Genomic DNA, 23,170 nt, shown 5'->3' on the forward strand with positions numbered 1-23,170 from the left:
CGGGTCGCGTTGCGCATGTTCCGTGCGGAGCTGCGTTGAGAGAAAATTGTTCCGTCGGCGCTTCCCGCGCCGCGTTGATGCGATGCGCAAATCATGCGGCGCGTTCGCTGCATCGTCAATGAAATGGATTTTCGAATGTTGCGCGAAGGGAAGTCATTCTCTCCACCCGCGCATGCGGGAGCGATGAAAGGATTTTCGCGGATGCATCGGCACGCAAGGTAAACCGCGACCCCATCGGCTGCCGCAGCTCTGTGCAGCTTCGGCCGCGCACGCTGCGCATTCTCGAAAGCGACGCTCCGCTGAAACGTCATTGCCTGAAGCACGCACAATACGGTTGGCCATTTCATTGACGGCGTACCGCGCGCTCATAGACTTGAGCGTGTCGCTGCATCGTCCGCTCACGCATCGTGAGCGACGCAACAAGACGGATCCAATGAGCATCAACTCTCACGACCATTCCATCACGCGCCGGCTCGCCACATCGCTGCTCGCCGCTGCCATCATGCTATCGTCAGCTGCCGCATCGCTCGCCGCCGACACCGTCGTGCTGCGCGTCGGCGACCAGAAAGGCGGCAATCGCTCGCTGCTCGAAATCTCCGGCTATGCGAAGGACCTGCCCTACAAGATCGAGTGGTCGGAATTCCCGGCGGCCGCGCCGATCCTCGAAGCGCTCAATGCCGGCGCGCTCGACGTCGGCTACACCGGCGATCTCTCGTTCCTCTCGGTCTATGCCGCCGGCGCGCCGATCAAGGCGATCGGCGGCACGCGCTCGGATGCGAAGACGCAGGCCATTCTGGTGCGCCAGGACTCGCCCATCAGATCGGCGGCCGACCTCAAGGGCAAGCGCCTCGCCGGCACACGCGGCGGCTGGGGCCAGTTCCTGATCGACGCAACGCTGGAGAAGGCAGAGATCAAGCTGGAGGACGCGACCTTCGCGCCGCTCGGCCCGGTCGATGCCAAGATCGCGCTGCTCGCCGGCTCGATCGACGCCTGGGCGGTGTGGGAGCCCTACGTCTCGTTCGCGAGGTTGAAGGACAAGGCCCGCGTCATCGCCGACGGCGAAGGGCTGACGCCGACCATCACCTTCATCGTCGCCTCCGACAACGCCATCGCCACCAAGCGCGCCGCGGTGCAGGACCTGGTGCAGCGGCTGAACAAGGCGCGGCTATGGTCACTCGACCATCTCGGTGACTACGCGAAGAACACGGCCGAACTAACAAAACTGCCGGAGGACGTGCTGCTGTCGGCCTACACCGCGCAGCGCACCAGCCCGATCGTGATCGACGAGAATGTGATCAAGGAGGTACAGGAAGCCTCCGACCGCTCGACGCGTTACGGCATCCTGCCGAAGAAGCTCGACGTCAGCAAAGCCGTCGACCGCAGCTTTACGGCTGCGGCCGCAGGATCGAACTAGGCGGAGGCGGCGGGATGCACCGGCTTCGCCTCGAGCCCGGCCCGTTGCATCTCGCCGCGATCGTGCTCATGCATGCCGCATGCATGAGCCTGATCGTTTGGCTCTCGTTCTAGCCGCGCGGTCTCACCAATATCTGCGATAATAGTGACGGTGATAGACGCGGTACGGCCGGTAGTAGCCATAGCTGTAGTACGGGCGATAGGGCCGATAATATCGCGGATAGACCGGGGCGTAGCCGTAGCCGCCGTAATAAGCGGGGGCATAACCATAGCCGTAGCCCGGATATCCATAGCCGTAGCCGCCGTAATAGGGGCCGCCGTAGCCGTAATAGCCGTAAGGAGACCCCGCGGCGATGGCGCTGCCGATGATCGCACCGGCCGCAAGACCACCAAGACCCCAGCCCCATCCGCCACCACGCCAATGCACCTGCGCGACGTTGTCGCCGGCCGCAGCCTTCATCGCCGCGACATTGGTCGGCATCGGGGCCGCCGTGGCCTGCCCGATCTGGGCCGCCACGACCGCGCCGGCCAGCGAACAGGCAATTGCCGTCTTCCAGATCCTCATCGTCTTACTCCCTGTCTGTCCTTTCGCTTGGAAAAGGATCGCAGCGTCATGATCGGGCATCCTTGCGCCAAGTCAAAGCGTAGAATTTCAAAGCCTGGAGTTTGCGTGCACCGCACAAGACGCTTGCCTCCGTTCTGATCAACCCGGTGCCGGGCGACGTCGTCGCCTGTGACACCCGCACGACGGTGGCTGAGGTCCGATCGCCCGGCAAAGCATTAAGCTTCCCGTGCATTCGCAACCAACAACCACCTTCACGATTTACTATTCGTGCCATTACTATCGGTTCCATGTGCGCGGCCGGGGAGGCTTCTGGCGAGCGCCAGAATTGTGGGAGGATCACATGAGTGCCGCGAGACCCGAGCCGCTTGCCCGTCAAGCGCTGGCATTTGTCTTGGCCGGAGGACGCGGCAGCCGTCTGCTGGAGCTGACCGACCGCCGCGCCAAGCCGGCGGTCTATTTCGGCGGCAAGTCCCGCATCATCGATTTCGCGCTGTCGAACGCGGTGAACTCGGGCATCCGCCGTATCGCGGTGGCGACCCAATACAAGGCGCACAGCCTGATCCGGCACCTTCAGATGGGCTGGAACTTCTTCCGCCCCGAACGAAACGAGAGTTTTGACATCCTCCCCGCCAGCCAGCGCGTCTCCGAGACCATGTGGTATGTCGGCACGGCGGACGCGGTGTACCAGAACATCGACATCATCGAATCCCACGCCTGCCGCTTCATCGTGGTGCTGGCCGGGGACCACATCTATAAAATGGACTACGAGGTGATGCTGCGCCAGCACGTCGAGAGCGGCGCCGACGTTACCGTCGGCTGCCTCGAAATGCCGCGGTCGGAATCCTCCGGCTTCGGCATCATGCACATCGACGAGAACGGCTGGATTCAGGAGTTCCTGGAGAAGCCGAAAGATCCGCCGCCGATGCCGGGCAAGCCCGACGTCTCGCTCGCCAGCATGGGCATCTACGTGTTCGACGCGAAATTCCTGTTCGACCAGCTCAAGCGCGACGCCGAGGACCCGAACTCGAACCACGATTTCGGCAAGGACATCATTCCCTACCTCGTCAAGAACGGCCGCGCGATGGCGCACCAATATTCGACCTCCTGCGTCCGCTCCGGCAGCGACACCCGCGCCTATTGGCGCGACGTCGGCACGGTCGACGCCTATTGGGCCGCCAATATCGACCTCACCGACGTGGTGCCCGAGCTCGACCTGTTCGACCGCGCCTGGCCGATCTGGTCCTATGCGGAGATCACCCCGCCGGCGAAATTCGTCCATGACGAGGAGAGCCGGCGCGGCCAGGCGGTGAGCTCGCTGGTCTCAGGCGGCTGCATCATCTCCGGCGCCTCGCTGCGCCGCTCGCTGCTGTTCACCGGCGTGCGCATCAACTCCTACGCCAATGTCGAGAATGCCGTGATCATGCCTTACGTGAGTGTCGGCCGCGGCGCCCGCTTGAGGAACGTCGTGATCGACCGCGGCGTCGAGATTCCGGAAGGCCTCGTCGTCGGCGAGGATCCCGAGGTCGACGGAAAGCGCTTCCGCACCACCGAGCAGGGCATCTCGCTGATCACCCAGCCGATGATCGACAGGCTCAATACATGACGCCTGTTCGCGTCCTTGCGGTCGCCTCTGAAGTCTACCCCCTCGTCAAGACCGGCGGCCTCGCAGATGTCGCGGGCGCGCTGCCGGTTGCGCTGAAGACGCATGGCGTCGAGATGCGCACCTTGCTGCCGGGCTATCCCGACGTGATGCGCCTTTTGTCCGGCACAGAGGAGCTGCGGCGCTGGCCGGATTATTTCGGCGGCCCCGGACGGCTGCTGGCGGGCTCGCATGCCGGGCTCGATCTGTTCGTCCTCGACGTGCCGCATCTCTATGCACGGCCGGGCAACCCCTATGTTACCACCGATGGCGTCGACTGGGCGGACAACGGCGTGCGCTTCGCTGCGCTGTCGCGCGTGGCGGCCGATGTCGGCCATGGCCTCGTGCCGGCCTTTGTGCCCGACGTCGTGCACGCCCACGATTGGCAGGCGGGGCTCGCGCCGGCCTATCTGCACTACGACAATCGTCCGCGGCCCGGCACCGTGATGACCATTCACAACATGGCCTATCAGGGCAAGTTCGCGCCCGAACTGATCGGATCGATCGGCCTGCCCTGGCACGCCTTCAACGTCAACGAACTGGAATATTTTGGCGGCATCAGCTTTTTGAAGGCCGGCTTGCGCCTTGCTGATCGCATCACCACGGTGTCGCCGACCTACGCGAAGGAAATCCAGAGCGACGAAGGCGGCATGGGGCTCGGCGGGCTGCTTCGTGAACGGTCGGACGTGCTGAGCGGCATTCTCAACGGCATCGACATCGAGGTCTGGAATCCGCAAACCGATCCGCACATCGCCTATCGCTTCGGCGCGGAGGACCTGACATTCCGGGCCGCGAACAAGGCGGTGCTGCAGCAGCAGTTCAACCTCGATTCCTCGGACGAAGCACCGCTGCTCGGCGTCATCAGCCGGCTGTCCTGGCAGAAAGGGCTCGATCTCCTGCTGGAAGCCATCCCGACCATCCTGCGCGAAGGCATGCAGCTCGCGCTGCTCGGCAGCGGCGAGCGCGATCTGCAGGATCGCTATCAGGCCGCGGCCCGCGCCAATCCCGGCCGGATCGGCGTCGTGATCGGCTATGACGAGATCCTGGCGCATCTGATCCAGGCCGGCTCGGACGCGTTGATCGTGCCGTCGCGCTTCGAACCGTGCGGCCTGACCCAGCTCTGTGCGCTGCGCTATGGCGCCGTGCCGATCGTCTCCCGCGTCGGCGGCCTCGAAGACACCATCGTCGATATCGGCGCGGCCGACGCGTTCGGCCGCGATGCCACCGGCTTCAAGTTCGCCCCCGTGACGGCGGATGCCCTCGCCGGCACGCTGCGCAAGGCCAACACCGCCTTTCACGACAAGCTGACCTGGCGCCGCCTGCAACGTAGCGGCCTTGCGACCGACGTCTCCTGGCGCAATCGCGCCGGCGACTATGCCGCGCTGTATCGAAATCTCATGGCGACCCGCGGGGCGTAGCGTTTTCGAGCGAGGCGGGCACCGGTTCGCGTCAAGAAAACGCGTCAGAACAACAATGGGAGCTTCGTTCCGATGAAATCGGAACGAAGCTCCAGGCATGGCCGAATCCATGCTATAGAGCGCGCATGGACCCGCTATTGACCAAGCTGATCGGCTTTGCCGCAGCCACATGCACCACCGTCGCCTACGCGCCACAAGCCATCAAGGTATGGAAGACCCGCTCCACCGGCGACATCTCGCTCGGCATGTTCCTGGTGATGGTGCTGGGCCTCGCGCTCTGGCTGATTTACGGCCTGCTCTCGGGCGATGGCCCCCTGATCGCCTCGAACGCCGTCACCATGCTGCTCGCCGGCGGCATCCTGGTGATGAAGCTAAGATACGGGTGAGGCTTTCTTCGCCTCTCCCCGCTTGCGAGGAGAGGGAGAAGATCATCCAAACACGTACGACGCCATCGCCACATGCGCGACCTCGTCGACGAAGACGCGGCGTCCGACGTCGCTTCCGGCCGCACCGGCCGCCACCATCAGCGGCAGCAGATGGTCCTCGCGCGGATGCGCAAGGCGTGCGCTCGGCGCATTCTCCCAATCGACCAGCATCGCGTTGCGGCGCGCCGCATCGGGGTTGCTGATCGCCTCGTTCAAATAGGCTTCGAAATCATACGAGACGGGCTTGGACTCCGGACGGTTGAAGCCGCGCATGTTGTGATAGGTAAGCCCGCTGCCGACGATCAGGATGCTTTCGTCACGCAAGGATGCGATCGCCTGCCCCACCTTGACGTGCTCGGCCGCGTCATAGCTGGACTTCAGCGACAGCAGCACGATCGGCATGTCGGCGTTCGGATACATCAGCCCGAGCGGAACGAACGTGCCGTGATCAAAACCCTGATCGGGATCTGCGCGGCAATCGAGGCCGGCATGCGTGAGCAGCGCCTTCACTTGCGTAGCGAGCTCGGGCTTGCCCGGCGCGGGATATTTGAGGTGGTAGGTATGCTCGGGGAAACCGTAATAGTCGTAGACCATCGGCGGGTGCGGCGAGGTCGACACCGTGAAGGCGTCGGCCTCCCAGTGACCGGTGATGACCAGCACGGCCTTCGGCCTCTCGGGCAGAAGCTGCGGCAAGTTCGCGAACGCCTCGGCGGTCTTGGCATATTGCACTCGCCTGTCCTCCATGAAAGGCCAGGGGCCGCCGCCATGCGACAGGAACAGGGTCGGAAATCGCGTCATCGGGCTCGTCTCGTTGACAACAGGCGCGTGCTTACGGTCCGCACGATTGGCGGTGAGCATAGGCAAAGCAGCATGGTTAGCAAGTCGTTAACGATTTGCCGCCCAGAATCCCCGGCGGGGCCGAAGCAGTCGGCTTGAAGACAAGTGAGACGTGCGATGAGGAAGTTTGCGCTGGGGGACGTCGTCAACAGTGATAAGGGCCGCCGCGGTGTCGTCCGCGCCGCCTTCAAGTCGCGGGATGGCCTGCAATTCTATGCCGTCGAGAAGGACGGCGCGATAGATTACCTGGAGGAAGACCGGCTCAGCCCGGCGCCGCGCGTCGAGCTCGCGGCTTAAATCCGATTCATCTCCTGCCATTTGCCAGCCGGTCGAGACGCTCCGCGATCGGATCGTCGCCGCTCGCGATGCCACCGTTCGTGACCAACAGCAGGCGATCGCCGCCCGCCGCGTCCCAGCGCGGCAGGACGGGACCATTGAGGTCAGGGCCATTGGGATCGCCGCTTCTGGCGAAATTGATCCAGTAGGCGCGCAAGCGGCTTGCGACCTCGCGGTCGCGTCGCGACAGGATGCCCGCACCGGGCACGCCTTCCGAACCGAAGATGAACTGCAGCTCGCGCCCGTGGCCGAGGTCCGGATTGGCGCGCCGCGCTTCCGGCACATAGGCGAAGCGGTAGCGAAAGGTCGGCGCGCCGCTTGCCGCGTGCAGGCGGGCCAGCAGCCGCGCCGGCTCGGAGAAGACCTTGTCGGTGTAGACTTTTGCCGCGAGATCCGACGGTCTTGCGAGATCTGGATAGAGCTTGCGCAATTCCTCGCTGCTCGTGCCCGGCGGCGCAAGCTCCTCCTTGATCGCGGTCTCGTTCTCCAAGCCGGTCTCGTCCTCATTCGAGCCGATGATCAAGGGAATGCGGCTTTGGCGTCCGGCCGCAAAACCTGCGGCGAGGTCCTCGGTCACGAGACGTCCATCCATCATCGGTGCAAAGCTGCGCGGCGATTTCTCCAGCAATTGCTGTTCGGCAGCCAGCAGGCGCCGCGGCTCGACTGCGCGCAGATCCGTCTTCGACCCAAGCGCGGCCACGAAGAGCCGGCCGATGGCCTCCGCCTCTTCTGCCGAACGCAGCCGCGCGCGGCCTGGCACCGATTGCAGAATGGCCTTGTGGAAGAGATCGCGCGCTGGCGCGGACAGCATCAGCAGCGCGATCGATGTCGCCCCTGCATCGCTACCAAACAGAGTGACGTTGCCCGGATCACCGCCGAAGGCCGCGATGTTGTCGTGCACCCAATGCAGCGCGGCGACCTGGTCCATCAGGCCGAGATTTCCGGAGCCGGCGTCCGACAGCGCGGGATACGCGAGCCAGCCGAGCGCGCCGAGGCGATAATTCACGGTGACGACAATGAGGCCCGCCTGGGCCAGCTTGGCGCCATCGAACAGCGGATCGTTCGCGGTCCCCGTGGCGAACGCGCCGCCATGGATGAACACCATCACCGGCAATGGGCCATCGACCCCGAAAGGACGGAACACGTTCAGCGTCAGGCAATCTTCGCTCGCCGCCGGCAAGGCCAGCTGAAGGCACGGCGGGCCGTAGTCGTAGGCGGTGCGCATCTCCGAGCTTTCGGTCGTCGGCTGCGGCGGTTGCCAGCGCAGCGCCCCGACCGGCGGCGCCGCGTAAGCCAGCCCCCTGAACGAGGCCACCTCGCCCTCCACGGCGCCGAGCATCTGCCCTTCCCGCGTCAGCGCGAATGGAAATTGTCCGACCGACTGGGCGATGGCCGAGCCGAGGAAGAGGAATGCGGAAACTGCAGTGAACGCGAGCAGGGGTCGCATCTTGGAGGATCTCGATGCGTTGACCAATCCGCCGGAAGGTTACGTCCGCATTCCGCCGCAATGCAAGCTTCTCGCTAGCCGCCACCGCCGACCACGACGAGCGGAGCCCAATACGCGGGATACCCGTTCAGCGGATTGCTTCGGTCGTTCATGTAGTCCAGTATTGCCCGTCGAAGAGCCTCCGCGCGATCGAGCGATGGTTCGGCCTGCAGAAGTCCGAACGTATCGGTCATGATCCTGGTTGCAGCGTCTGATGCCAGCGCCCAATGAGAGACGACCATCGCCTTGGCGCCCGCGTAAAAGAACGCCCTGGCCAGTCCGGTCAGAGCCTCGGCGCCGGGACGGTCGCCCGCAATCGTGTTGCAGGCCGAGAGAACGACCAGGTCGGCGTTGAGCTTCAAGGTGCTGACCTCGCTCAGCGTGAGGATGCCGTCGTCTTCCTCACTCGGCGTGTCGGGGATGGTCAACGCCAACGACGGTTCCGCCAGCCCTTTGACGTCTCCAGCAACGAGCCCGTGCGTCGCGAAATATACGATCTGGTAGTCGCTCAGCTGCCTGCGCTTCACGTTGGTTTCCGTGGCATTTCCCTCCACCAGGATGTCTGATTCAGGAACTCCGAGCTTTCGTCCGATGTTCTTGACCTCCTGGCCGGAGTCGAGAAGCGTGGGAAGGGCCTCGCGAAGACGATTGCGATCAATCCCGGCGCCCTGCCAGATGCTGGTATATGCCCTCGTGGCCGTCGCCAGACGTTTGTTGCCACGAGCAGCTTCGGCCAATGTCCGCTTCCGCTCGGCTGGATTGAAGATCGGATCACCAAAGGCGATCATGGCGCGAGGCGCACGGCTGTTTGCGGTAGCCTCGCGCACGGTTTGAAGGTTCGAAACCGCCGGCACGATCTTGATCGCAGCCTTGCGGAGCAGCCAGGCCTGATCGCGATATTGCGCGATATCCTTGAATGGGAGCACGGCGGTTGCGGGTCGTTCGGTAATCAGCAGATGGAACGGCAGCGAGGTGAGAGGACCATCCGGAACGACATCGATGCGCTTCTTTCCCTTCAATACGTCTTCGACGGGACCAACGAGCATCGCATAGAGTTCGTGCGAGCGTTGTAGGTCGAACAGCTGAGGTTTTCCGCCGAGCGCCGAAGCCCTCAAGGCATCCGGGTCCAGACCATTTCGAAACTCCCTGACCGTGTCCGAGATCATCTGGACGTTGTCGGAGAGGCGCCCCCAATTGGCGACATCCTTGCTGATTGCAACGACCAAGCCGTCTTTCTGTCCGGTCATGTAGACGACGACCGCCTCGTCGGGTTGAAGCACGCCTTGAATGTCCTTGACGGTGAGCGGACTCGGCTCGACCAGCGATTTGTACCTGGGCGCCGAGGCATCAACAGTCTTCGTCATCTCCGCAAGTTGAGCCTCGATCTGAGCAATCCTGCCGGTAATGTTGCGGTATCCGATCTTCTCGTTGTGAGGATCACTGTCCGCTGATTGCGATGCCAGGATCTGGCGACGTTCTGCCTCTAGCGCGGTGAGTTGAAGCGCCAGATCCTGTCGCTTCCGGATCAGATCCGAAGCTGCGGCGTCGCCTGTCGCAATACGGGCCGCAGCCTTCTGTATCGCACGAGACGCCGAGGAGCTTCCGGCGCGCTGGATCGACGCCAAGGCTTCGTCGATAAGCGTGTCTCTCTGCGCGGGCTGAGAAGCAGCACGCAAGTACAGAAGCGCTGCGTGGGACTTGAACAGTTGCGCCCGCTTCGCGGGAATGTCCTCCTTGAAGCCGGCATCGATCGACGCGTTGGACTCGTCGAGATTTGCGAGTTCGATGGTAGACCGGACCGCGCGCCGAGAGGCATCGAGGGCATCGTCCAGCCGGCCGAGTTGCGCATAGACCTCCGCCATCCGTTGCAGCGTGGCAGCGGTATCCGGATGAACCTCTCCGACCGAGGCGAGGTTGATCTCCAGCGATTCCCCGAGGGCTTTCGCTGCCTCTTCGTTCCGGTTCAATTTCTGAAGCACACCCGCCATCTTGTATCGCGCCTGAGCGATGTCCGGGTGTCCCTTCGGCTGGGAAGCCGCCCGGATTGCCAACGATCTTTCCAGAAGACGCAGTGCCTCCCTGTTGTCTCCGGACTTTTCGAGAGCCTCGCTCAACTTTTCCAGGCTATACCCAACAAATTCGTTGTTTTCTCCGAGCTCGCGGACCCTGAGGTCGAGATTTTCTCTCAACATGGCAATGGCGTCGGGGATGTCACCGTTGATCAACTTCAGCTCGGCGATATTCTGCCTGATCGGGACAGCCTCGACATCGACGCTTCCGAAGACATGTTGCCGAATCCGGAGAGCTTCCTCGAACAGGGGCTGCGCGTCTTCATATCGTCCTTGCTCCAGATAAGCGTGTCCGAGATTGTTGATGCTCCAGGCCGTCGATGGATGCCCGTGGCCGATCGCCTTTTCGCGAAGATCGATTGCTTTCTTGTAGAATTCCTCCGCCTCGGCATACTTGCCGCGAGCACGAACCGTCATCGCAAGGTCGTGCATCGCGTTGGCAATGAGGTCCTCTTTTTCGTTGCCTTGGAGCCTCATCGCGAGAGTCTTCCGATAGAGGGTCTCCGCTTCCTCGTATCGTCCTACGATACGGTAGAAGCCTGCGAGGCGGCGCATGCTCGACGCGCTCCCCAGGCTATTCGGTCCGGTCACTCGTTCCTTGGCTTCGAGCGCCTGCGTGTAAAGTCGCTCGGCTTCGACGAAATTTCCTCGCTTTCGCTCCAGATATGCAAATCCGTGCAAGACGTCGATCGTATCGGCGTGATCCACGCCCTTGGTCCGCTCCAGGAGCTCCTTCTCTTTTGAATAGATAGCATGCGCTTCCTCGTATTTCTTCAGATCAACGAGGGTACTCGCAAGGTTGTCCAGATCGCCGGGAAGCACACCTTGGCCGATCCCGCGCTCCCCGATTTCGATGACCGCGCGGCGGTAACGTTCGGCGGCCGAATAGTTGCTCAAGTTCGAATGGACGTTGCCGAGGGCTCTCCTGGCAATCTGCCGATATCGTTCGGTGTCCGCATCGGACGAGGGCGCTTCGTCGATCAGGACTGCCTTCTCGTAGTACTTCGCGGCAGCACCGTGGTCGCCGAATCGCTGCAATGTGCCCCCCATTCCGATCAGGGAGAAGCCATAGACGCGGTTTTTCTCGCCGTAGAACAAGCGTGCATCCTCGACGAATTTCTTTCCGACTTCCAGAACCTCGCGATACTTGCGCTCCGCCTCTAGCTTCTGGATGGCCGCGTATCGTGCCTTGAGCGATTGATCTTCGTCGGAAGTGACCTTCTTCAGCAATGCCGTTATTTCGGCCGACGCCGGGCTCGTGTCGGTTGGATCGATGGCGCGCTTCGCAAGGGCCCGCGCCTGATCCACGTCTTTCATGTCGAAGTAGGCCATCCCGAGATTGGCGAGTGTCCATCGCAAGTCGATCCGCTGGATCTCCTTATTCCGTTCGCGAACCTCCAGCGCACGCCGGAAATATGCGACAGACTGCGGATACTTGCCCTGATTGCGCGTCGCCAGACCGAGATTGTGGAGGGTTTGCGCGGTATCGGGATGGTCCTTGCCCAGAGCTTGCTCGCGGAGGGCCAAGGCCCGCACCAGCAGAGACTCGGCTTGGTCATACTTCTTTTGCTGACCATAGACGTTCGAGAGGTTGAACAGCGTCCAGGCGAGGTCGATTTTTTTGCCTTTCGAATCCCGAATTGCGAGCGCGCGCAAGTAGTAAAACTCGGCGCGGTCATATTGGCGCATTCGCTCATGAACCAGGCCCAGATTGTGCAAAGCCGAGGCGTAAGCTTCGTGGTTCTGTCCGAATTTCTGCTTCATCGCAGCTTCGAACTGTTCGCCTTCGCGCAGGGCCGTCTGATAGTCATTGCTTTTCAGGGCTGCGTCGAAACGCTTGTATATGGTGGATGGATCTCCCGTCGCCGCCCGGATGCCGATTGCTTCAACTGCATTCGCCGAGGACAGCAACGGCGGGCAGGGAGAGGTCGCCGCCACGAGCGCATAGATCATCCAAGTTCTGGTTTTCATCGGTGCCCTCGTTGCCCGCGATGTCGAAGTATTCTGTGCGGTTGTACGACGTTCGCAGCTCAATTCAATAACACATCCCCAATCGGCGCCTCCAATGAGGCCAATCGCGACGGCGAATTAACCTTGACGCCTTAACCCGCGCACGTCACTCGCTCGGCTGTTGATACAGGAACGAATAGCCGGCCTGTCTGTGATACGAATCACAGACGGACGCGCTGGTGTAGCTAGAGATTTGTTCGTTGGCTGCGGTGGGGGTGATTTCATGCTGCGTTTTCGGTCGATCTTGCTGGTTCTTCCGACGCTCCTCATGTTCGCCGCTCCTTGCTCGGCGCAAAGCGAGAAGGCCGTGCTCGACGCCCTACTCGCGAAGAAGCTGATGCGATGCCCGGTGGGACATCATTGCAACGATCCGGGTGTCGATCCCAAGCCGGATGTGACCGTCCCATTTGGTGAAGGATCAGCCAGGCTCGATAGAGCCGCTCGGGCAGGCATCGCCCTTTTCGTTGATCGGTACCGGACGAAGCCAGGGCATCGGGTCGTGTTGACGGGATATGCGGACGCTCTTGGCACGCCTGCTGACAACGAGCGGCTTTCTCTGCGTCGGGCGCTCGCAGTTCGGCGGTTTCTGGTTACGAGGTATGGGCTCTCAGCCGGCGGAATTTCCACCCATGCCAGCGGTGTTCGATATGCCGGCAGAGTATCCGCCGAGGATCGTATCGTGACGATGAGTCTCGAGCACTGAAGAGAGCGGCGTTACCGCCCGATCGAGTACGCGACCTAACCGCCTTTGCCAATCAGCTCCGCGAGCGCACGCCTTGCGACGATGCCGAGCTCGCCCAGCGTGGAGTGGCCGGATTGCGCCGCCTCGATCAGGCGCTCGGCGATGAACCTGCGGCTGTCGTGATCGCCGCCATGCGGCAGTTGCCGGCACGTCTGCTCGAGAACGACGTCCATGTTCGCTTTGGTTCGCTCACTCAACTCTGTCATGACGCCCGGGCGGTACGCGTGGCTTGTAAGCGCAAGCATACACAGAAGGATGATGGCTGATTACCCCGGGCTATCACGGCCATTGTGCATCGCGGTGCGTGTGGTGCCGCAACATTCGCGCGGTCACGAAGCCGCCGCAAACGACCACCCTAAGATTGCACTTGCTCTGATGACAAGCTGAGCCTGCGGCGATAGCCTGCCGCCAAAACAAAACCTACGGGAGGAACACCATGCCTGACGCAATGGTCGCCACACGTGCCTCCGATGAGCGCGGAACCGCTCAAAAGGTCGATGTCGCCGTGGTCGGCGCCGGATTTGCCGGCCTCTATCTTCTCCATCGCCTGCGCAAGGCAGGGTTCTCGGCGGTCGGGCTCGACGAGGCCGGCGATGTCGGCGGCACCTGGTATTGGAACCGCTATCCGGGCGCGCGCTGCGACATCCAGACCATCGACTACAGCTATACGTTCGATCCGGAGCTCGAGACCGCCTGGACCTGGTCTGAAAAGTACGCGACCCAGCCCGAGATCCTGCGCTACCTCGGCTTCATCGCCGATCGCTACGATCTGCGCCGCGATATCCGTTTCAAGACCAAGGTCACCGAAGCCAGATGGGACGAAGCGTCGGAGCGCTGGCTCATCACCACTGACCATGGCGCGCCGGTCTCATGCCGCCATTACATCATGGCCACCGGTTGCCTCTCCGCGCCAAAGCCGCCGGAGATCGACGGCGTCAAGGACTTCAAGGGCGAAGTCTATTTCACCGGGCGCTGGCCGCATGACGGCGTCGATCTCACAGGAAAGCGCGTCGCCGTGATCGGCACGGGCTCGTCGGCGATCCAGTCGATCCCGCTGATCGCCGAGCAGGCCGCGCATCTGACCGTTTTCCAGCGCACACCGAATTTCGCATTGCCGGCGCATAACGGCCCGGCGCCCGCGGACCGCATGAGCCTGCTGCAGAGCGACCGCGCGGCCTATCGCGAGCAGGCACGGCAGTCGATGGCCGGCGTGCCCTACCCGCAGCAGACGGTCGTGAGCTGGCAGCTCAGCGATGCCGAGCGTCGCGAGCGGTTCGAACGCGCCTGGGCCGCCGGCGACCTCGTCCACATCCTGACGCAGCTCTGGGCCGACCAGGCCGTCGACCTCGACGGCAACAAGATCGTTCAGGACCTGATCCGCGAGAAGATCCGCGCCGCGGTGAAGGACCCCGAGACCGCCGCGGCACTGATGCCGGACGACCATCCGTTCGGCGCGAAACGCCCCTGCCTCGACACCAACTATTACGCAACCTACAACCGGCCGAACGTCACGCTGGTCAATCTGCGCAAGGAGCCGATCAAGGCGATCACCGCGAGCGGAATCTCCACCAACGGCCGCAGCTTCGACGTCGACGTCATCGTGTTCGCAACCGGCTTCGATGCGATGACCGGCGCGATCCGCGCCGTGCATCCGATCACCGGGCGCGGCGGCAAGTCGCTGTCCGATGTCTGGGCGCAGGGGCCGCAGACCTATCTCGGCCTCACGGTCGAGGGCTTTCCGAACTTCTTCATGATCACCGGCCCCGGCAGCCCATCGGTGCTGTCGAACATGGCGGTGTCGATCGAGCAGCATGCCGACTGGGTAGTCGATCGCCTTGCCGCGCTGCGCGATGCCGGCTTCACCACGATGGAGCCGACCGAGACGGCGCAGGCCGGCTGGAACAGGCACATGGCCGACTGCTCGATGCTGACGCTGCACCGGCTCGCCAACACCTGGTACACGGGCGCCAACGTGCCCGGCAAGGTGCAGGGGCTGATGCCCTACACCGGCGGCGTCGGCCCCTACCGCAGCATCTGCGACGAGGTGGTCAGCCGCGGCATGCTCGGCTTCAAGCTCACCGGCCCCAATGGCGCCGCGCAATGCAATGACGGCGAGGTGGTGCGCCTGCAGCCGGACGTGCGGCTGGTGCTGAACCTGCTCGCATCTCTCAACCTGCCGCCGATCGAGTCGATGGGCGCGGAAGGCGCACGCGCCTTCGTCAACGAGTTCAACAAGGGCCGGCCCGCGGGGCGGCCAATCGGCGAGATCGTCGACGGCACCCTGCCCATTGCCGACGGTGTGTTGCCCTACCGTGTCTACAAGCCCGCAACGCCGGGACCGCATCCGGTCGTGGTCTATTTCCATGGCGGCGGCTGGGTGCTCGGCGACGAGCAATCGGACGAGCCGTTCTGCCGCGACATGGTGCGGCGGACCGGCATGATGTTCGTCAGCGTCGGCTATCGCCACGCACCTGAGCATCGTTTCCCGACCGCCGCCGAAGACGGCTATGCGGCCACGCGCTGGATCGCCGAGCACGCCGCCGAACTCGGCGGCAAGCCGGGCCCGGTTCTGGTTGCCGGCTGGAGCGCCGGCGGCAACATCGCTGCCGTCACCTGCCAGCTCGCGCGCGACCGCGGCGGGCCTGCCATCGCCGGCCAGCTTCTGGTCTGCCCGGTCACCGACTGCAGCTTCGATCGCCCCTCCTACGAGGACAATGGGACCGCCTACTTCCTGACGCGCTCGCTGATGTACTGGTTCTGGGACCTCTATTGCTCACCGGCCGACCGCACCGATCCGCGGGTCTCGCCGCTGCGCGGCAAGGTCGCCGGCCTGCCGCCGGCCCTCGTGGTCACCTGCGAGTTCGATCCGCTGCGGGACGAGGGTGTCGCCTATGCCGAGGCAATGGCGGCCGCCGGCGTCCCGGTCGAGCAGCTCAAGGCACGCGGCCACTTCCACTCGTCCTTTGCGATGGTGGACGTGGTGATCACAAGCGTGTCGGGCCGGGTGCAGATGGCGGAGGCCTTGCGGCGCTTTGCCGGGCTGCCGCCGGAGGTCCGCCGCGGCGAGAGCAGCCAGGAGCATGACAGCCCGGGGCACAGGATCGCGGCGGCCGCGAGCTGAACCGGAAAACGGCGCGGCCGGGAACCGTTTCCCGGCCGGCGTGGCGATTGGTGTGGCCCCGGCAGCCGGCTGTCTCCACCAGATACAGCTACGGCTGCTGGTCAGGCAGCAACATCGATGCGGCGACGAGGCCGCCTGCTGATCCAATCGCCGCAACAAGCCAGGGCCATGCGTAACCGGCAGCCGATGCTTCGTCCGATAGGATCGCACCGAGCATTGCGATGCCGAGCGCAAATCCGGCCTGCCGCATGACCACGGTGACCGCCGAGGCCATGCCGGTTTGGTCCGGAGGCACCAACGCAACGACCGCGCTCGACAGTTGCGGATGCGCGAGGACTGCGCCAATCCCGGCCAACAGCATTCCGGTTGCCGCAGCAGCGAGAACGACTTGCGCGTTCGGGAGCCAGCCGCTCGCGGCCAGGACCAGAATGAGATCGCCCGCCAGCAGCGCCAGCATCGCCGTCGCGAACAGCCGGCGCCAGCCCCAGCGTGTTGCGAGGCGAGCGCCATAGGGCGGCAGCAGAAGCATCGGCAACGTCGCGAAGAGCATTGCGAAGCCAACGGACGGACCTGACCAGCCGAACGCTGCGTTCAGGAACGGCGGCAGATAGACGAGAACCGCCCAGTATCCAACGGAAACAGCAATCAGCAGCGAGGAAATGCCGACCATGACCGGTCGAATGAACACGGCGGGGTCGAAAATCGGCACGGGCCGGCCCCGCTGCTGCATCACGAAGATGGCGAGCAGACACGCGCTCAGCCCGAGGCCCGCTGCAATCCGGGCCGGCATTGCACCTCCCCTCAGCAGGCTCTCGATCGCAAGACCAAGCGCAAACGTGAGAAGCACGACGCCGCTCCAGTCCAGCGGGCGGCCGGCAGGATCACGCGATTCTGCGACCAGCCGCGGAACGGCCAGAAGCGTGAGCAGACAAAGCGGGATATTGGCCAGGAAGATCCAGCGCCATCCGAACCAGGCCGAGACAAGTCCCCCGAGCGCTGGTCCGAGCGCCATGGCGGTGCCCGAGAGCACGCCCATGAATGCAAAGGCGCGGGCGCGCTCGTCAGGCCGGGCATAGGCATTCGCAAGCAGCGCAATGCCTCCCGTGATAACGAACGCCGCGCCGAGGCCTTGAACTGCACGCGCGCCCCACAGCATCGGACCACCCGCCGCGAAGCCGCAAATTATCGATCCGACCAGGAACACGACGTTGCCGCGAAGCAGAGCGCGTCGGCGTCCATACTTGTCGGCCAGCGCGCCCGCGGCGAGCAGCCCGCCGGTAAATGCCAGGCTGTAGGCATCCATCACCCAGGCATAGGCAGTGCCGCCGAAACCGAGTTCGGCGGCCATGGCCGGCATCGCGACAACAACCGCGGTTACGTCGAATTGCGTCAGAAAGGCCGCCATGCCGAGCACCATCGCTGGCAGCAGGTCGTGCCAACGACGTGGGGACTGCATGTCGGGTTCAGGCGTGATCATCGTTGCCCCATCGTGAAAGCGTCTGGTACCGATATGCATGCCGGGGCGAAGCCTGCGCCAATGCAATGCATTCACATCGGCATGAAAATGTTTCATGATGATGCAATGCGTTCATTTCCTCCCTTCGACGGTCTGATTGCGTTCGAGGCAGCCTTGAGACATGCGAGCGTCACGCGCGCCTCCGCGGAGCTCGGGCTCACGCAGAGCGCGGTCAGCCATCGGCTCCGCAAGCTCGAGGACTTCGTCGGGACGCCCCTCCTCGTTCGGCAGCCGAGCGGCTTGTGCGCCACGCCCGCCGGCATTGCCCTCTCGAACGAGTTGGCCGGTTTGCTCGACAGGATGGCGGATTTTCGTGCGCTTTGTCGCGCCGCCGCTCCGCCTCCGGCCTTGAAAGTGGGCGTCGGTGCAGCGCTTGCCGACTATTGGCTCGTGCGCCGCTTGCCCGATTTTGCGCAAGCACATCCCGGCATACCGGTCGAGCTGGCCGTACGTGACGCCGACGCACATGCGAGGTCGACCGATCTTGACGTCGCGGTGGTGTGGCAACCAGCAGCGGGCTTGAGGCCAACGTCGACGCAGCGTTTGCTGGTTCGCGAGCATGTTTACCCCGTCTGCCACCCACGCCTGCTGCCTGGCCAGCAACCGCTGACCGACGTGACGCGCCTCAAATCGTTGCCGCTCCTGCACAAGGGCCGGATCGGCGAAGACCGCGGGGTCGAATGGTCGTGGACCTCCTGGTTCGAACGATTGGGTCTCGGCCGCCCGCCACCCGCCGAGATACGCTTTGCAACGATAGCCACCGCCATAGCCGCGGCCCTCGCCGGCAACGGGATCGTGCTCGCGCGTTCGCTGCTGGTCCAGGACGCACTCAAGGACGGCAGGCTGGTACGGGTGCTTCCGCAATCGTGGGACTTGCCGTCGAGCAAGGCTCAGATCGTGCGCTGGCCCGCGGCAATGGCCAAAGATCCCCGCGTAATGGCGTTTGTCGGCTGGATATTGCAAATTCCGAAGATCACGAGCGCTTGAGCCCTTCCCCGTAGCCGATGAGCCGGGAACCTTTTCCCGGATGCCGCGTTGGGGCTGGTGGCATTGAGATGCAGCGACAGGTGTATGGGCCCCGGCACGCGAGCACGTGTGCTGGGGTCGTCTTTTGCGTGAGGCAGGGCGATGGGGGACGTTGTTGCGGAGTCAAAAGTCGATTTCGGCGCGCTTGCGGCGCTGCATAAATGGCCGTCACTCGGCAACCAGCGCCGACCGGACCGCGAGCCCTACCAGGTGAGCGAGGGGACGCTCGACCAATGCATCTCGGCCTTCATGCAAAAGCCGGCGGCGACCCGGCATCTCTATGAGATCCGCACGGCGCCGCAGCCGCCGCTGGTTACCGCCGTTCTCTCCCCCGAACACGTCATCGAGCTATCACGCTGGCGGGAATTTCTCTGACGGCCTTCACAAGCACGTGCGTAGGAACCTTCTTCCGGTTTTTCCCGTTGTCGGAGATCGGAAGTCAACTCGTGAGCGCCTCACATGCTTGAAGCTGGCGTTGCATCTCCCGTCGTGCCCTATGGCGCGGACCAAACCCTCTTCGTCGTCGTCGACCGTCTCGACATTGCGACTGAAATCCGCATCGAGCGCAGCGATCTCGAAGCCACCATCGGCGAGTTCGTCGCTGGCTGCTTCAACGATCCCGTCAAGGTGATCTCGTTCAACACGCTCGAACACTGGATCAAAGACATCTCGACCGAGGTCGCCGGCGCCATAAAGGCACGCTGCGACATCTATGGCATAGAGCTGCCCGACTATCTCAGCGACTTCGTCGAGAGCCATAGCTGAGGGCGCATCGCACCTCAAACGTTGCACATCGCGCCCAACAAAAAAGCGCCGCTCCCGCGGCGCTTTTCGTGTCGTCACCTCAGTGGTGCCAGAACAATGCCAGCAGCAGAACGATCGGCAGCGGCACGCCAAGCAACCAAAGCAAAGCACCTCGTCCAAAACCCATGATGTCCTCCTCCTTCTTGCATCACCGGAATGACGCCGGGAAAAAGGAGAAGTTCCGCGCCTTCCAGCGAGGGCGGATGCGATCGGAGCATGGAACGCGGGACTTAGTTGCGGCGGTGCTTACCGGCGATGACCTCGATCTCGCGGCGGCGTTCGCCGGCGAAGGTCAGCAGCTTTTCGATCGTCAGCGTATCCGTGATCCGCTTGGCGAGCCGCTCGGCACGCGCAGCCTGATCTTCGAGATGCTGGATCGTGTTCAAGCGCCGCCTCCCCCAAAGCCCCGAATTGTGCGGACAGCCATGGTGCTCGAAAAGCCGCTAACAGCCGGTTAAGCGCGCCGCATCGTTCGCAACGCGTGCCCTATCGCACGACCTCGAGCCTGACATTGGTGATGCCCTTGTCGACCATGCCGAGCGCCTCGGCGGCGGAAGGCGAGATGTCGACCACGCGTCCGCGCACGAAGGGCCCGCGGTCGTTGACCCTGACCGTGACGAAGCGGCCGGAGGAGGTCTCGGTGACGCGCAGCTTGGTGCCGAACGGCAGGGTGGGATGCGCCGCGGTCAATTCGTTCTTGTCGAACTTCTCGCCGCTCGCGGTCTCCGTATCCGAATAGAAGCTCGCGACGCCATGCGAAGCCGTCTGCTTACCCTCGGAGCTGCGCGCCCGGCTGATCGGACGTGGATGCAGCGCCGCCACCCTGTGCGGGCGCTCCACCGCGGCTTGCCGGGTTGTTCCGGCGAGATCGGCTTTCTGACGGCCGACCGGCGATTGCGCGCAGGCGGCGAGCGATGCGGCCCCCAGGACCGCGAGCAATAGCCGGCTCGAGCTAGCCAGCGACATCCGGGCAGTTTCGGCACTTGCAATGCGAGACATGATGCGCCCTCCGAACAACCCCAAGTTTCCGTGGGGAATGAGGGCAGAACCTTGTCGGAACAAAAGCGGCTCTGGGGCCGCGGCCGTTTCGCGCCAGCTGTGACGATTCCACCACAGTGACTGTCCTGAATCGGGACAGAACCCGCCGCCGGAGTCGGCAGCTGCGGCTCAGGCCGGAGGGGGGATCGCGCGCAAGACGTCCCTGAAAACGCCGAACTGCAATCGAAACGCTTGCGGGCTGTAGTCCTGATAGTAGCCCGCCGTTACGGCGACGACGAGATCGAGCTCCGGCACGATGCGGATCGACTGCCCGCCGCGCCCCAGTGCACCGATCCAGTTGATCTTCCGGTCGTTGACGCGCGCTTGGCCGAGCCACCACAGATATCCGTAGGATTGATTGTCCGTCCCCTTGATCTTCTCAGCAGTCGAGGCGTCGATCCAGGCCTTGGAAACGATCCCGCGGCCGTTCCAGCGGCCGCCCGCAAGGACCAGCTGGCCGATCTTTGCCATGTCGCGCGGCCGCAGTCGCAACCCTCCTCCCGCATCGGTGTCTCCACGGTACCGAGCCCACGTCGTGCTGGTGATTCCCAATGGCTCGAACAACGCCTCACGCGCGAATTCATCGAGAGGACGTCCGGTCGCCTTACGGATGATGGCCGACACCAGAGTGAGTGCGCCGGTGTTATAGAAGAATTCCTGCCCCGGCGCGGCGGTCACGGGAAGACCGAGAACGTAACGACACGGATCCCATGCCATATGCATGCGCGACTCGTCATTGTCGTAGTCGCCCGTTGCAGGAGTCGCCTCGATCCACTTCAGGCCCATCGACATGGTCAGCGCGTGCACCAACCGGATACGATCCTTTTCGGGGGACCGCAGGTCGGACAGTTCGGGGAAGAAGCTGAAGATCGGTTCGTCGACGCTGCGGATCAGCCCGCGATCGATCGCGATCCCGACGGCGAGTGACGCAACGCTCTTCGAGACCGACTTCACGTTGTGCAGCGTGTCGGCATCGAAGGCGAGAGTTTCCACACGGCGGCCGTAGATCGGGTCGGGAATTTCGTCGGCTCCCTTGAAGTAGCTCTCGAACGCCAGCTTGCCATTGCGGGCGACCAGCACGGCATGGATGTTGGCATCGCTGGAGACGAGGCGATCCGCCATCCCGCACAGCGCCTCGCGGTTGACGAGACTGTTGTCGTTGACGGAGCCGACCGGCCAGCCGTCGCCCCGCTCGAGCGGACCACCGCAGCCTTCCGGCGGGTTCGCGTAGACCGGCAACGCAGAGAGCGGCGCGAGTGCGGCTCCGCCGAGGAGTGAAATGAATTGACGCCGCCGCATTCGAAGTCTCCCGTCACCCCTGTCGCGGCGCCGAGCAAATTTCGGCGCTGGCGTAGCCCGACTGCGCGCTCTCTCGAAGGATGCGCGCGAATTCACGCCAATAGAGCTGTCGCCAGCTGGTCTTCAGACTGGCAAGAAAATCAAGTTCGCGTTGCGTCAATGTGCACATCGCTCTTTAGGCCACGAGGCCTCCCATCGGTTTGATTTCGGCGCTATCAGGGAAGACCGTCTCGGCGAGCACCTTCTCCTCGACACGCAGATGATCCCTGAGCAGGCCCTTCAGCACGGCACGCAGATCCGTGGTCGGCTTGAGATCGCGATCGTCGAGCAGTTGCGCCGCCTTCAGGCCCGGCCAATCCGCGATCACGCGGCCGCCGGCGAGCCCGCCGCCGATGAGGAAGGCAACCGTGCCCGTGCCATGGTCCGTCCCCTGCGTGCCGTTGATGCGCGCGGTGCGGCCGAACTCGGTGACGACGGCGACCACGGTCTCGTGCCACACCGCGCCCATGTTGCTTTCGATCGCCGCGAACGCGCCGTCGAGCGCGCCGAGCAGATTGTAGAGCTGGCCCGAGGCCGCGCCTTCGGCGATGTGCGTGTCCCAGCCGACGAAGCCCATCGCGCCGACGCGCGGGCCGTCGGGCTTGGCGAGATAGCGCGCGGCGGTGCCGGCGGCCTCCGCGAAGTAGGCGCGCACGCGCGCAATGCCCGGCGGCGCCAGCGTCGGATCGTCCGACATCGGATCGCCCGTACCCCTCGCACCGTCGAGGGAGGCGAGCTTCATGCGCGCCTGCAGCACGGTCGCGAGCTTCGGGTCGGTGTGCTGATAGAGGTCGAGCAGGCGGTTCTGCGTATCCTGGCTCGCCGGCAGGAGTTTTTGCGGCACCCAGGTCATCACTGGCGCGGAGCCGCGCACCACCAGCGGCGTCACCGAGCCGATGCCGAGCGCGCGGCTGCCGCGCGGATCGACCCGACCGCCGGACTCCATCGCCAGCAGCGCACGGTTGAGCCATCCCGAAGCGGTCGCACCGGGCCTGGTGAAGCCGCTCTCCAGCACGTCCTGGCCGTCGAAATGCGAGCGCTCGCGATAGGGCGTCGCGGTGGCGTGGACGATCGCGGCCTTGCCGCTCTTGTAGAGCCGATGCAGGTTCGGCATCGCCGGATTGAGCGCGAAGAAGGAATCGAGCGGCAGCGCCGCCGGCTTGCCGTCGAGCAGCAGCGCGCGATCGCCGCGCAGGGCGACCCAGTCGGGATCGCCGACCGGCGCCACCGCGCCGAGGCCATCGAGCGCGCCGCGCAGGATGACGACGAGCAGGCGCGGATCGCGCCCTTCCGCGCGCGCGATCCGCGGCATCTGGCTCCAGGCGAACAGCGCCCCGGAGCCGGCCAGAAGTTCGCGCCGCGTGGGCAGATGACGATCGAAGCCCAT

At 64.0% G+C, this 23,170-nt stretch carries 20 protein-coding genes; 10 read left to right on the forward strand and 10 right to left on the reverse strand.

Annotated features, from left to right (window positions below; translation table 11 throughout):
- The first annotated feature begins 433 nt into the window (after window positions 1-433).
- Window positions 434-1,414 (forward strand): ABC transporter substrate-binding protein, encoded by a 981-nt coding sequence (locus N2602_RS29220; RefSeq protein ID WP_172787396.1) that lies wholly within the window; start codon window positions 434-436, stop codon window positions 1,412-1,414.
- A 123-nt stretch (window positions 1,415-1,537) separates the two neighbouring features.
- Here N2602_RS29220 and N2602_RS29225 read toward each other — a convergent pair whose 3' ends face one another.
- Entirely contained in the window at window positions 1,538-1,978 is a 441-nt protein-coding gene (locus N2602_RS29225) for a hypothetical protein (protein ID WP_172787397.1), read from the reverse strand.
- Window positions 1,979-2,318: 340 nt separating this feature from the next.
- On the opposite strand from N2602_RS29225, the gene glgC reads away from it, so the two are divergent.
- The 3 genes from glgC (at window position 2,319) to N2602_RS29240 (ending at window position 5,421) form a co-directional block, all read left to right on the forward strand.
- Window positions 2,319-3,581 carry a glucose-1-phosphate adenylyltransferase gene (gene glgC, locus N2602_RS29230; RefSeq protein WP_172787398.1) on the forward strand — a complete coding sequence of 421 codons (1,263 nt, stop codon included), beginning with the start codon at window positions 2,319-2,321 and terminating at the stop codon, window positions 3,579-3,581.
- Window positions 3,578-5,035, forward strand: coding sequence for a glycogen synthase GlgA (gene glgA, locus N2602_RS29235; protein ID WP_260380233.1), 1,458 nt, complete (start codon window positions 3,578-3,580; stop codon window positions 5,033-5,035). Before glgC ends, glgA begins: the two co-directional genes overlap by 4 nt.
- 125 nt (window positions 5,036-5,160) lie before the next feature.
- A complete protein-coding gene (locus tag N2602_RS29240) occupies window positions 5,161-5,421 on the forward strand; it encodes a SemiSWEET transporter (protein WP_172787400.1) in 261 nt (86 codons plus the stop codon).
- Between the two features lie 42 nt (window positions 5,422-5,463).
- Here the strand turns inward: N2602_RS29240 and N2602_RS29245 are convergent, their stop codons facing one another.
- The gene (locus N2602_RS29245; protein ID WP_260380234.1) at window positions 5,464-6,258 is read right to left on the reverse strand and encodes a class III extradiol ring-cleavage dioxygenase; all 795 of its coding nucleotides are present in this window, start codon (window positions 6,256-6,258) and stop codon (window positions 5,464-5,466) included.
- A 156-nt stretch (window positions 6,259-6,414) separates the two neighbouring features.
- On the opposite strand from N2602_RS29245, the gene N2602_RS29250 reads away from it, so the two are divergent.
- A complete protein-coding gene (locus N2602_RS29250; RefSeq protein ID WP_172787402.1) occupies window positions 6,415-6,594 on the forward strand; it encodes a hypothetical protein in 180 nt (59 codons plus the stop codon).
- Between the two features lie 7 nt (window positions 6,595-6,601).
- Here the strand turns inward: N2602_RS29250 and N2602_RS29255 are convergent, their stop codons facing one another.
- Complete coding sequence (locus tag N2602_RS29255) at window positions 6,602-8,080, reverse strand: carboxylesterase/lipase family protein (protein ID WP_260380235.1); 1,479 nt, start codon at window positions 8,078-8,080, stop codon at window positions 6,602-6,604.
- Between the two features lie 74 nt (window positions 8,081-8,154).
- Complete coding sequence (locus tag N2602_RS29260; RefSeq protein ID WP_260380236.1) at window positions 8,155-12,159, reverse strand: CHAT domain-containing protein; 4,005 nt, start codon at window positions 12,157-12,159, stop codon at window positions 8,155-8,157.
- 262 nt (window positions 12,160-12,421) lie between these two features.
- On the opposite strand from N2602_RS29260, the gene N2602_RS29265 reads away from it, so the two are divergent.
- Complete coding sequence (locus N2602_RS29265) at window positions 12,422-12,901, forward strand: OmpA family protein (protein ID WP_260380237.1); 480 nt, start codon at window positions 12,422-12,424, stop codon at window positions 12,899-12,901.
- Window positions 12,902-12,936: 35 nt separating this feature from the next.
- On the opposite strand, the gene N2602_RS29270 is transcribed toward N2602_RS29265, so the two are convergent.
- A complete protein-coding gene (locus N2602_RS29270) occupies window positions 12,937-13,185 on the reverse strand; it encodes a hypothetical protein (RefSeq protein ID WP_172787404.1) in 249 nt (82 codons plus the stop codon).
- A gap of 191 nt (window positions 13,186-13,376) precedes the next feature.
- Here N2602_RS29270 and N2602_RS29275 point away from each other — a divergent pair, with 191 nt between their 5' ends.
- On the forward strand, window positions 13,377-16,061 hold the full coding sequence (locus tag N2602_RS29275) for an alpha/beta hydrolase fold domain-containing protein (RefSeq protein ID WP_260380238.1): 2,685 nt from the start codon (window positions 13,377-13,379) through the stop codon (window positions 16,059-16,061).
- 88 nt (window positions 16,062-16,149) lie between these two features.
- Here N2602_RS29275 and N2602_RS29280 read toward each other — a convergent pair whose 3' ends face one another.
- Window positions 16,150-17,538, reverse strand: coding sequence for an MFS transporter (locus N2602_RS29280; protein ID WP_260380239.1), 1,389 nt, complete (start codon window positions 17,536-17,538; stop codon window positions 16,150-16,152).
- 105 nt (window positions 17,539-17,643) lie between these two features.
- On the opposite strand from N2602_RS29280, the gene N2602_RS29285 reads away from it, so the two are divergent.
- The 3 genes from N2602_RS29285 (at window position 17,644) to N2602_RS29295 (ending at window position 19,368) form a co-directional block, all read left to right on the forward strand.
- A complete protein-coding gene (locus N2602_RS29285; protein WP_172787407.1) occupies window positions 17,644-18,564 on the forward strand; it encodes a LysR substrate-binding domain-containing protein in 921 nt (306 codons plus the stop codon).
- Window positions 18,565-18,705: 141 nt separating this feature from the next.
- On the forward strand, window positions 18,706-18,978 hold the full coding sequence (locus N2602_RS29290) for a hypothetical protein (RefSeq protein WP_172787408.1): 273 nt from the start codon (window positions 18,706-18,708) through the stop codon (window positions 18,976-18,978).
- A gap of 84 nt (window positions 18,979-19,062) precedes the next feature.
- A complete protein-coding gene (locus tag N2602_RS29295) occupies window positions 19,063-19,368 on the forward strand; it encodes a hypothetical protein (protein WP_172787409.1) in 306 nt (101 codons plus the stop codon).
- A 269-nt stretch (window positions 19,369-19,637) separates the two neighbouring features.
- Here the strand turns inward: N2602_RS29295 and N2602_RS29300 are convergent, their stop codons facing one another.
- The 4 genes from N2602_RS29300 to N2602_RS29315 all read right to left on the reverse strand — a co-directional run bounded on the left by N2602_RS29300 (window position 19,638) and on the right by N2602_RS29315 (window position 23,170).
- Window positions 19,638-19,793: a hypothetical protein gene (locus N2602_RS29300; protein ID WP_172787410.1), complete on the reverse strand. Its 156-nt coding sequence runs from the start codon at window positions 19,791-19,793 to the stop codon at window positions 19,638-19,640.
- 100 nt (window positions 19,794-19,893) lie between these two features.
- Entirely contained in the window at window positions 19,894-20,406 is a 513-nt protein-coding gene (locus N2602_RS29305; protein ID WP_172787411.1) for a septal ring lytic transglycosylase RlpA family protein, read from the reverse strand.
- A 168-nt stretch (window positions 20,407-20,574) separates the two neighbouring features.
- A complete protein-coding gene (locus N2602_RS29310; RefSeq protein ID WP_260380240.1) occupies window positions 20,575-21,744 on the reverse strand; it encodes a serine hydrolase in 1,170 nt (389 codons plus the stop codon).
- A 175-nt stretch (window positions 21,745-21,919) separates the two neighbouring features.
- Window positions 21,920-23,170, reverse strand: coding sequence for a DUF1501 domain-containing protein (locus tag N2602_RS29315; RefSeq protein WP_260380241.1), 1,251 nt, complete (start codon window positions 23,168-23,170; stop codon window positions 21,920-21,922).

It is taken from the genome of Bradyrhizobium sp. NC92 (genome assembly GCF_025200865.1).
Taxonomy (GTDB): Bacteria; Pseudomonadota; Alphaproteobacteria; order Rhizobiales; family Xanthobacteraceae; genus Bradyrhizobium.

Excerpts from the sequence above, each read along its gene's own strand:
- glgA (WP_260380233.1), top strand. The coding sequence starts at position 3,578 with ATGACGCCTGTTCGCGTCCTTGCGGTCGCCTCTGAAGTCTACCCCCTC.
- N2602_RS29280 (WP_260380239.1), bottom strand. The coding sequence starts at position 17,538 with ATGATCACGCCTGAACCCGACATGCAGTCCCCACGTCGTTGGCACGAC.
- N2602_RS29240 (WP_172787400.1), top strand. The coding sequence starts at position 5,161 with ATGGACCCGCTATTGACCAAGCTGATCGGCTTTGCCGCAGCCACATGC.
- glgC (WP_172787398.1), top strand. The coding sequence starts at position 2,319 with ATGAGTGCCGCGAGACCCGAGCCGCTTGCCCGTCAAGCGCTGGCATTT.
- N2602_RS29245 (WP_260380234.1), bottom strand. The coding sequence starts at position 6,258 with ATGACGCGATTTCCGACCCTGTTCCTGTCGCATGGCGGCGGCCCCTGG.
- N2602_RS29220 (WP_172787396.1), top strand. The coding sequence starts at position 434 with ATGAGCATCAACTCTCACGACCATTCCATCACGCGCCGGCTCGCCACA.
- N2602_RS29295 (WP_172787409.1), top strand. The coding sequence starts at position 19,063 with ATGCTTGAAGCTGGCGTTGCATCTCCCGTCGTGCCCTATGGCGCGGAC.
- N2602_RS29250 (WP_172787402.1), top strand. The coding sequence starts at position 6,415 with ATGAGGAAGTTTGCGCTGGGGGACGTCGTCAACAGTGATAAGGGCCGC.
- N2602_RS29255 (WP_260380235.1), bottom strand. The coding sequence starts at position 8,080 with ATGCGACCCCTGCTCGCGTTCACTGCAGTTTCCGCATTCCTCTTCCTC.
- N2602_RS29270 (WP_172787404.1), bottom strand. The coding sequence starts at position 13,185 with ATGCTTGCGCTTACAAGCCACGCGTACCGCCCGGGCGTCATGACAGAG.
- N2602_RS29290 (WP_172787408.1), top strand. The coding sequence starts at position 18,706 with ATGGGGGACGTTGTTGCGGAGTCAAAAGTCGATTTCGGCGCGCTTGCG.
- N2602_RS29265 (WP_260380237.1), top strand. The coding sequence starts at position 12,422 with ATGCTGCGTTTTCGGTCGATCTTGCTGGTTCTTCCGACGCTCCTCATG.
- N2602_RS29285 (WP_172787407.1), top strand. The coding sequence starts at position 17,644 with ATGCGTTCATTTCCTCCCTTCGACGGTCTGATTGCGTTCGAGGCAGCC.
- N2602_RS29310 (WP_260380240.1), bottom strand. The coding sequence starts at position 21,744 with ATGCGGCGGCGTCAATTCATTTCACTCCTCGGCGGAGCCGCACTCGCG.
- N2602_RS29305 (WP_172787411.1), bottom strand. The coding sequence starts at position 20,406 with ATGTCTCGCATTGCAAGTGCCGAAACTGCCCGGATGTCGCTGGCTAGC.
- N2602_RS29275 (WP_260380238.1), top strand. The coding sequence starts at position 13,377 with ATGCCTGACGCAATGGTCGCCACACGTGCCTCCGATGAGCGCGGAACC.
- N2602_RS29260 (WP_260380236.1), bottom strand. The coding sequence starts at position 12,159 with ATGAAAACCAGAACTTGGATGATCTATGCGCTCGTGGCGGCGACCTCT.
- N2602_RS29315 (WP_260380241.1), bottom strand. The coding sequence starts at position 23,170 with ATGGGCTTCGATCGTCATCTGCCCACGCGGCGCGAACTTCTGGCCGGC.
- N2602_RS29225 (WP_172787397.1), bottom strand. The coding sequence starts at position 1,978 with ATGAGGATCTGGAAGACGGCAATTGCCTGTTCGCTGGCCGGCGCGGTC.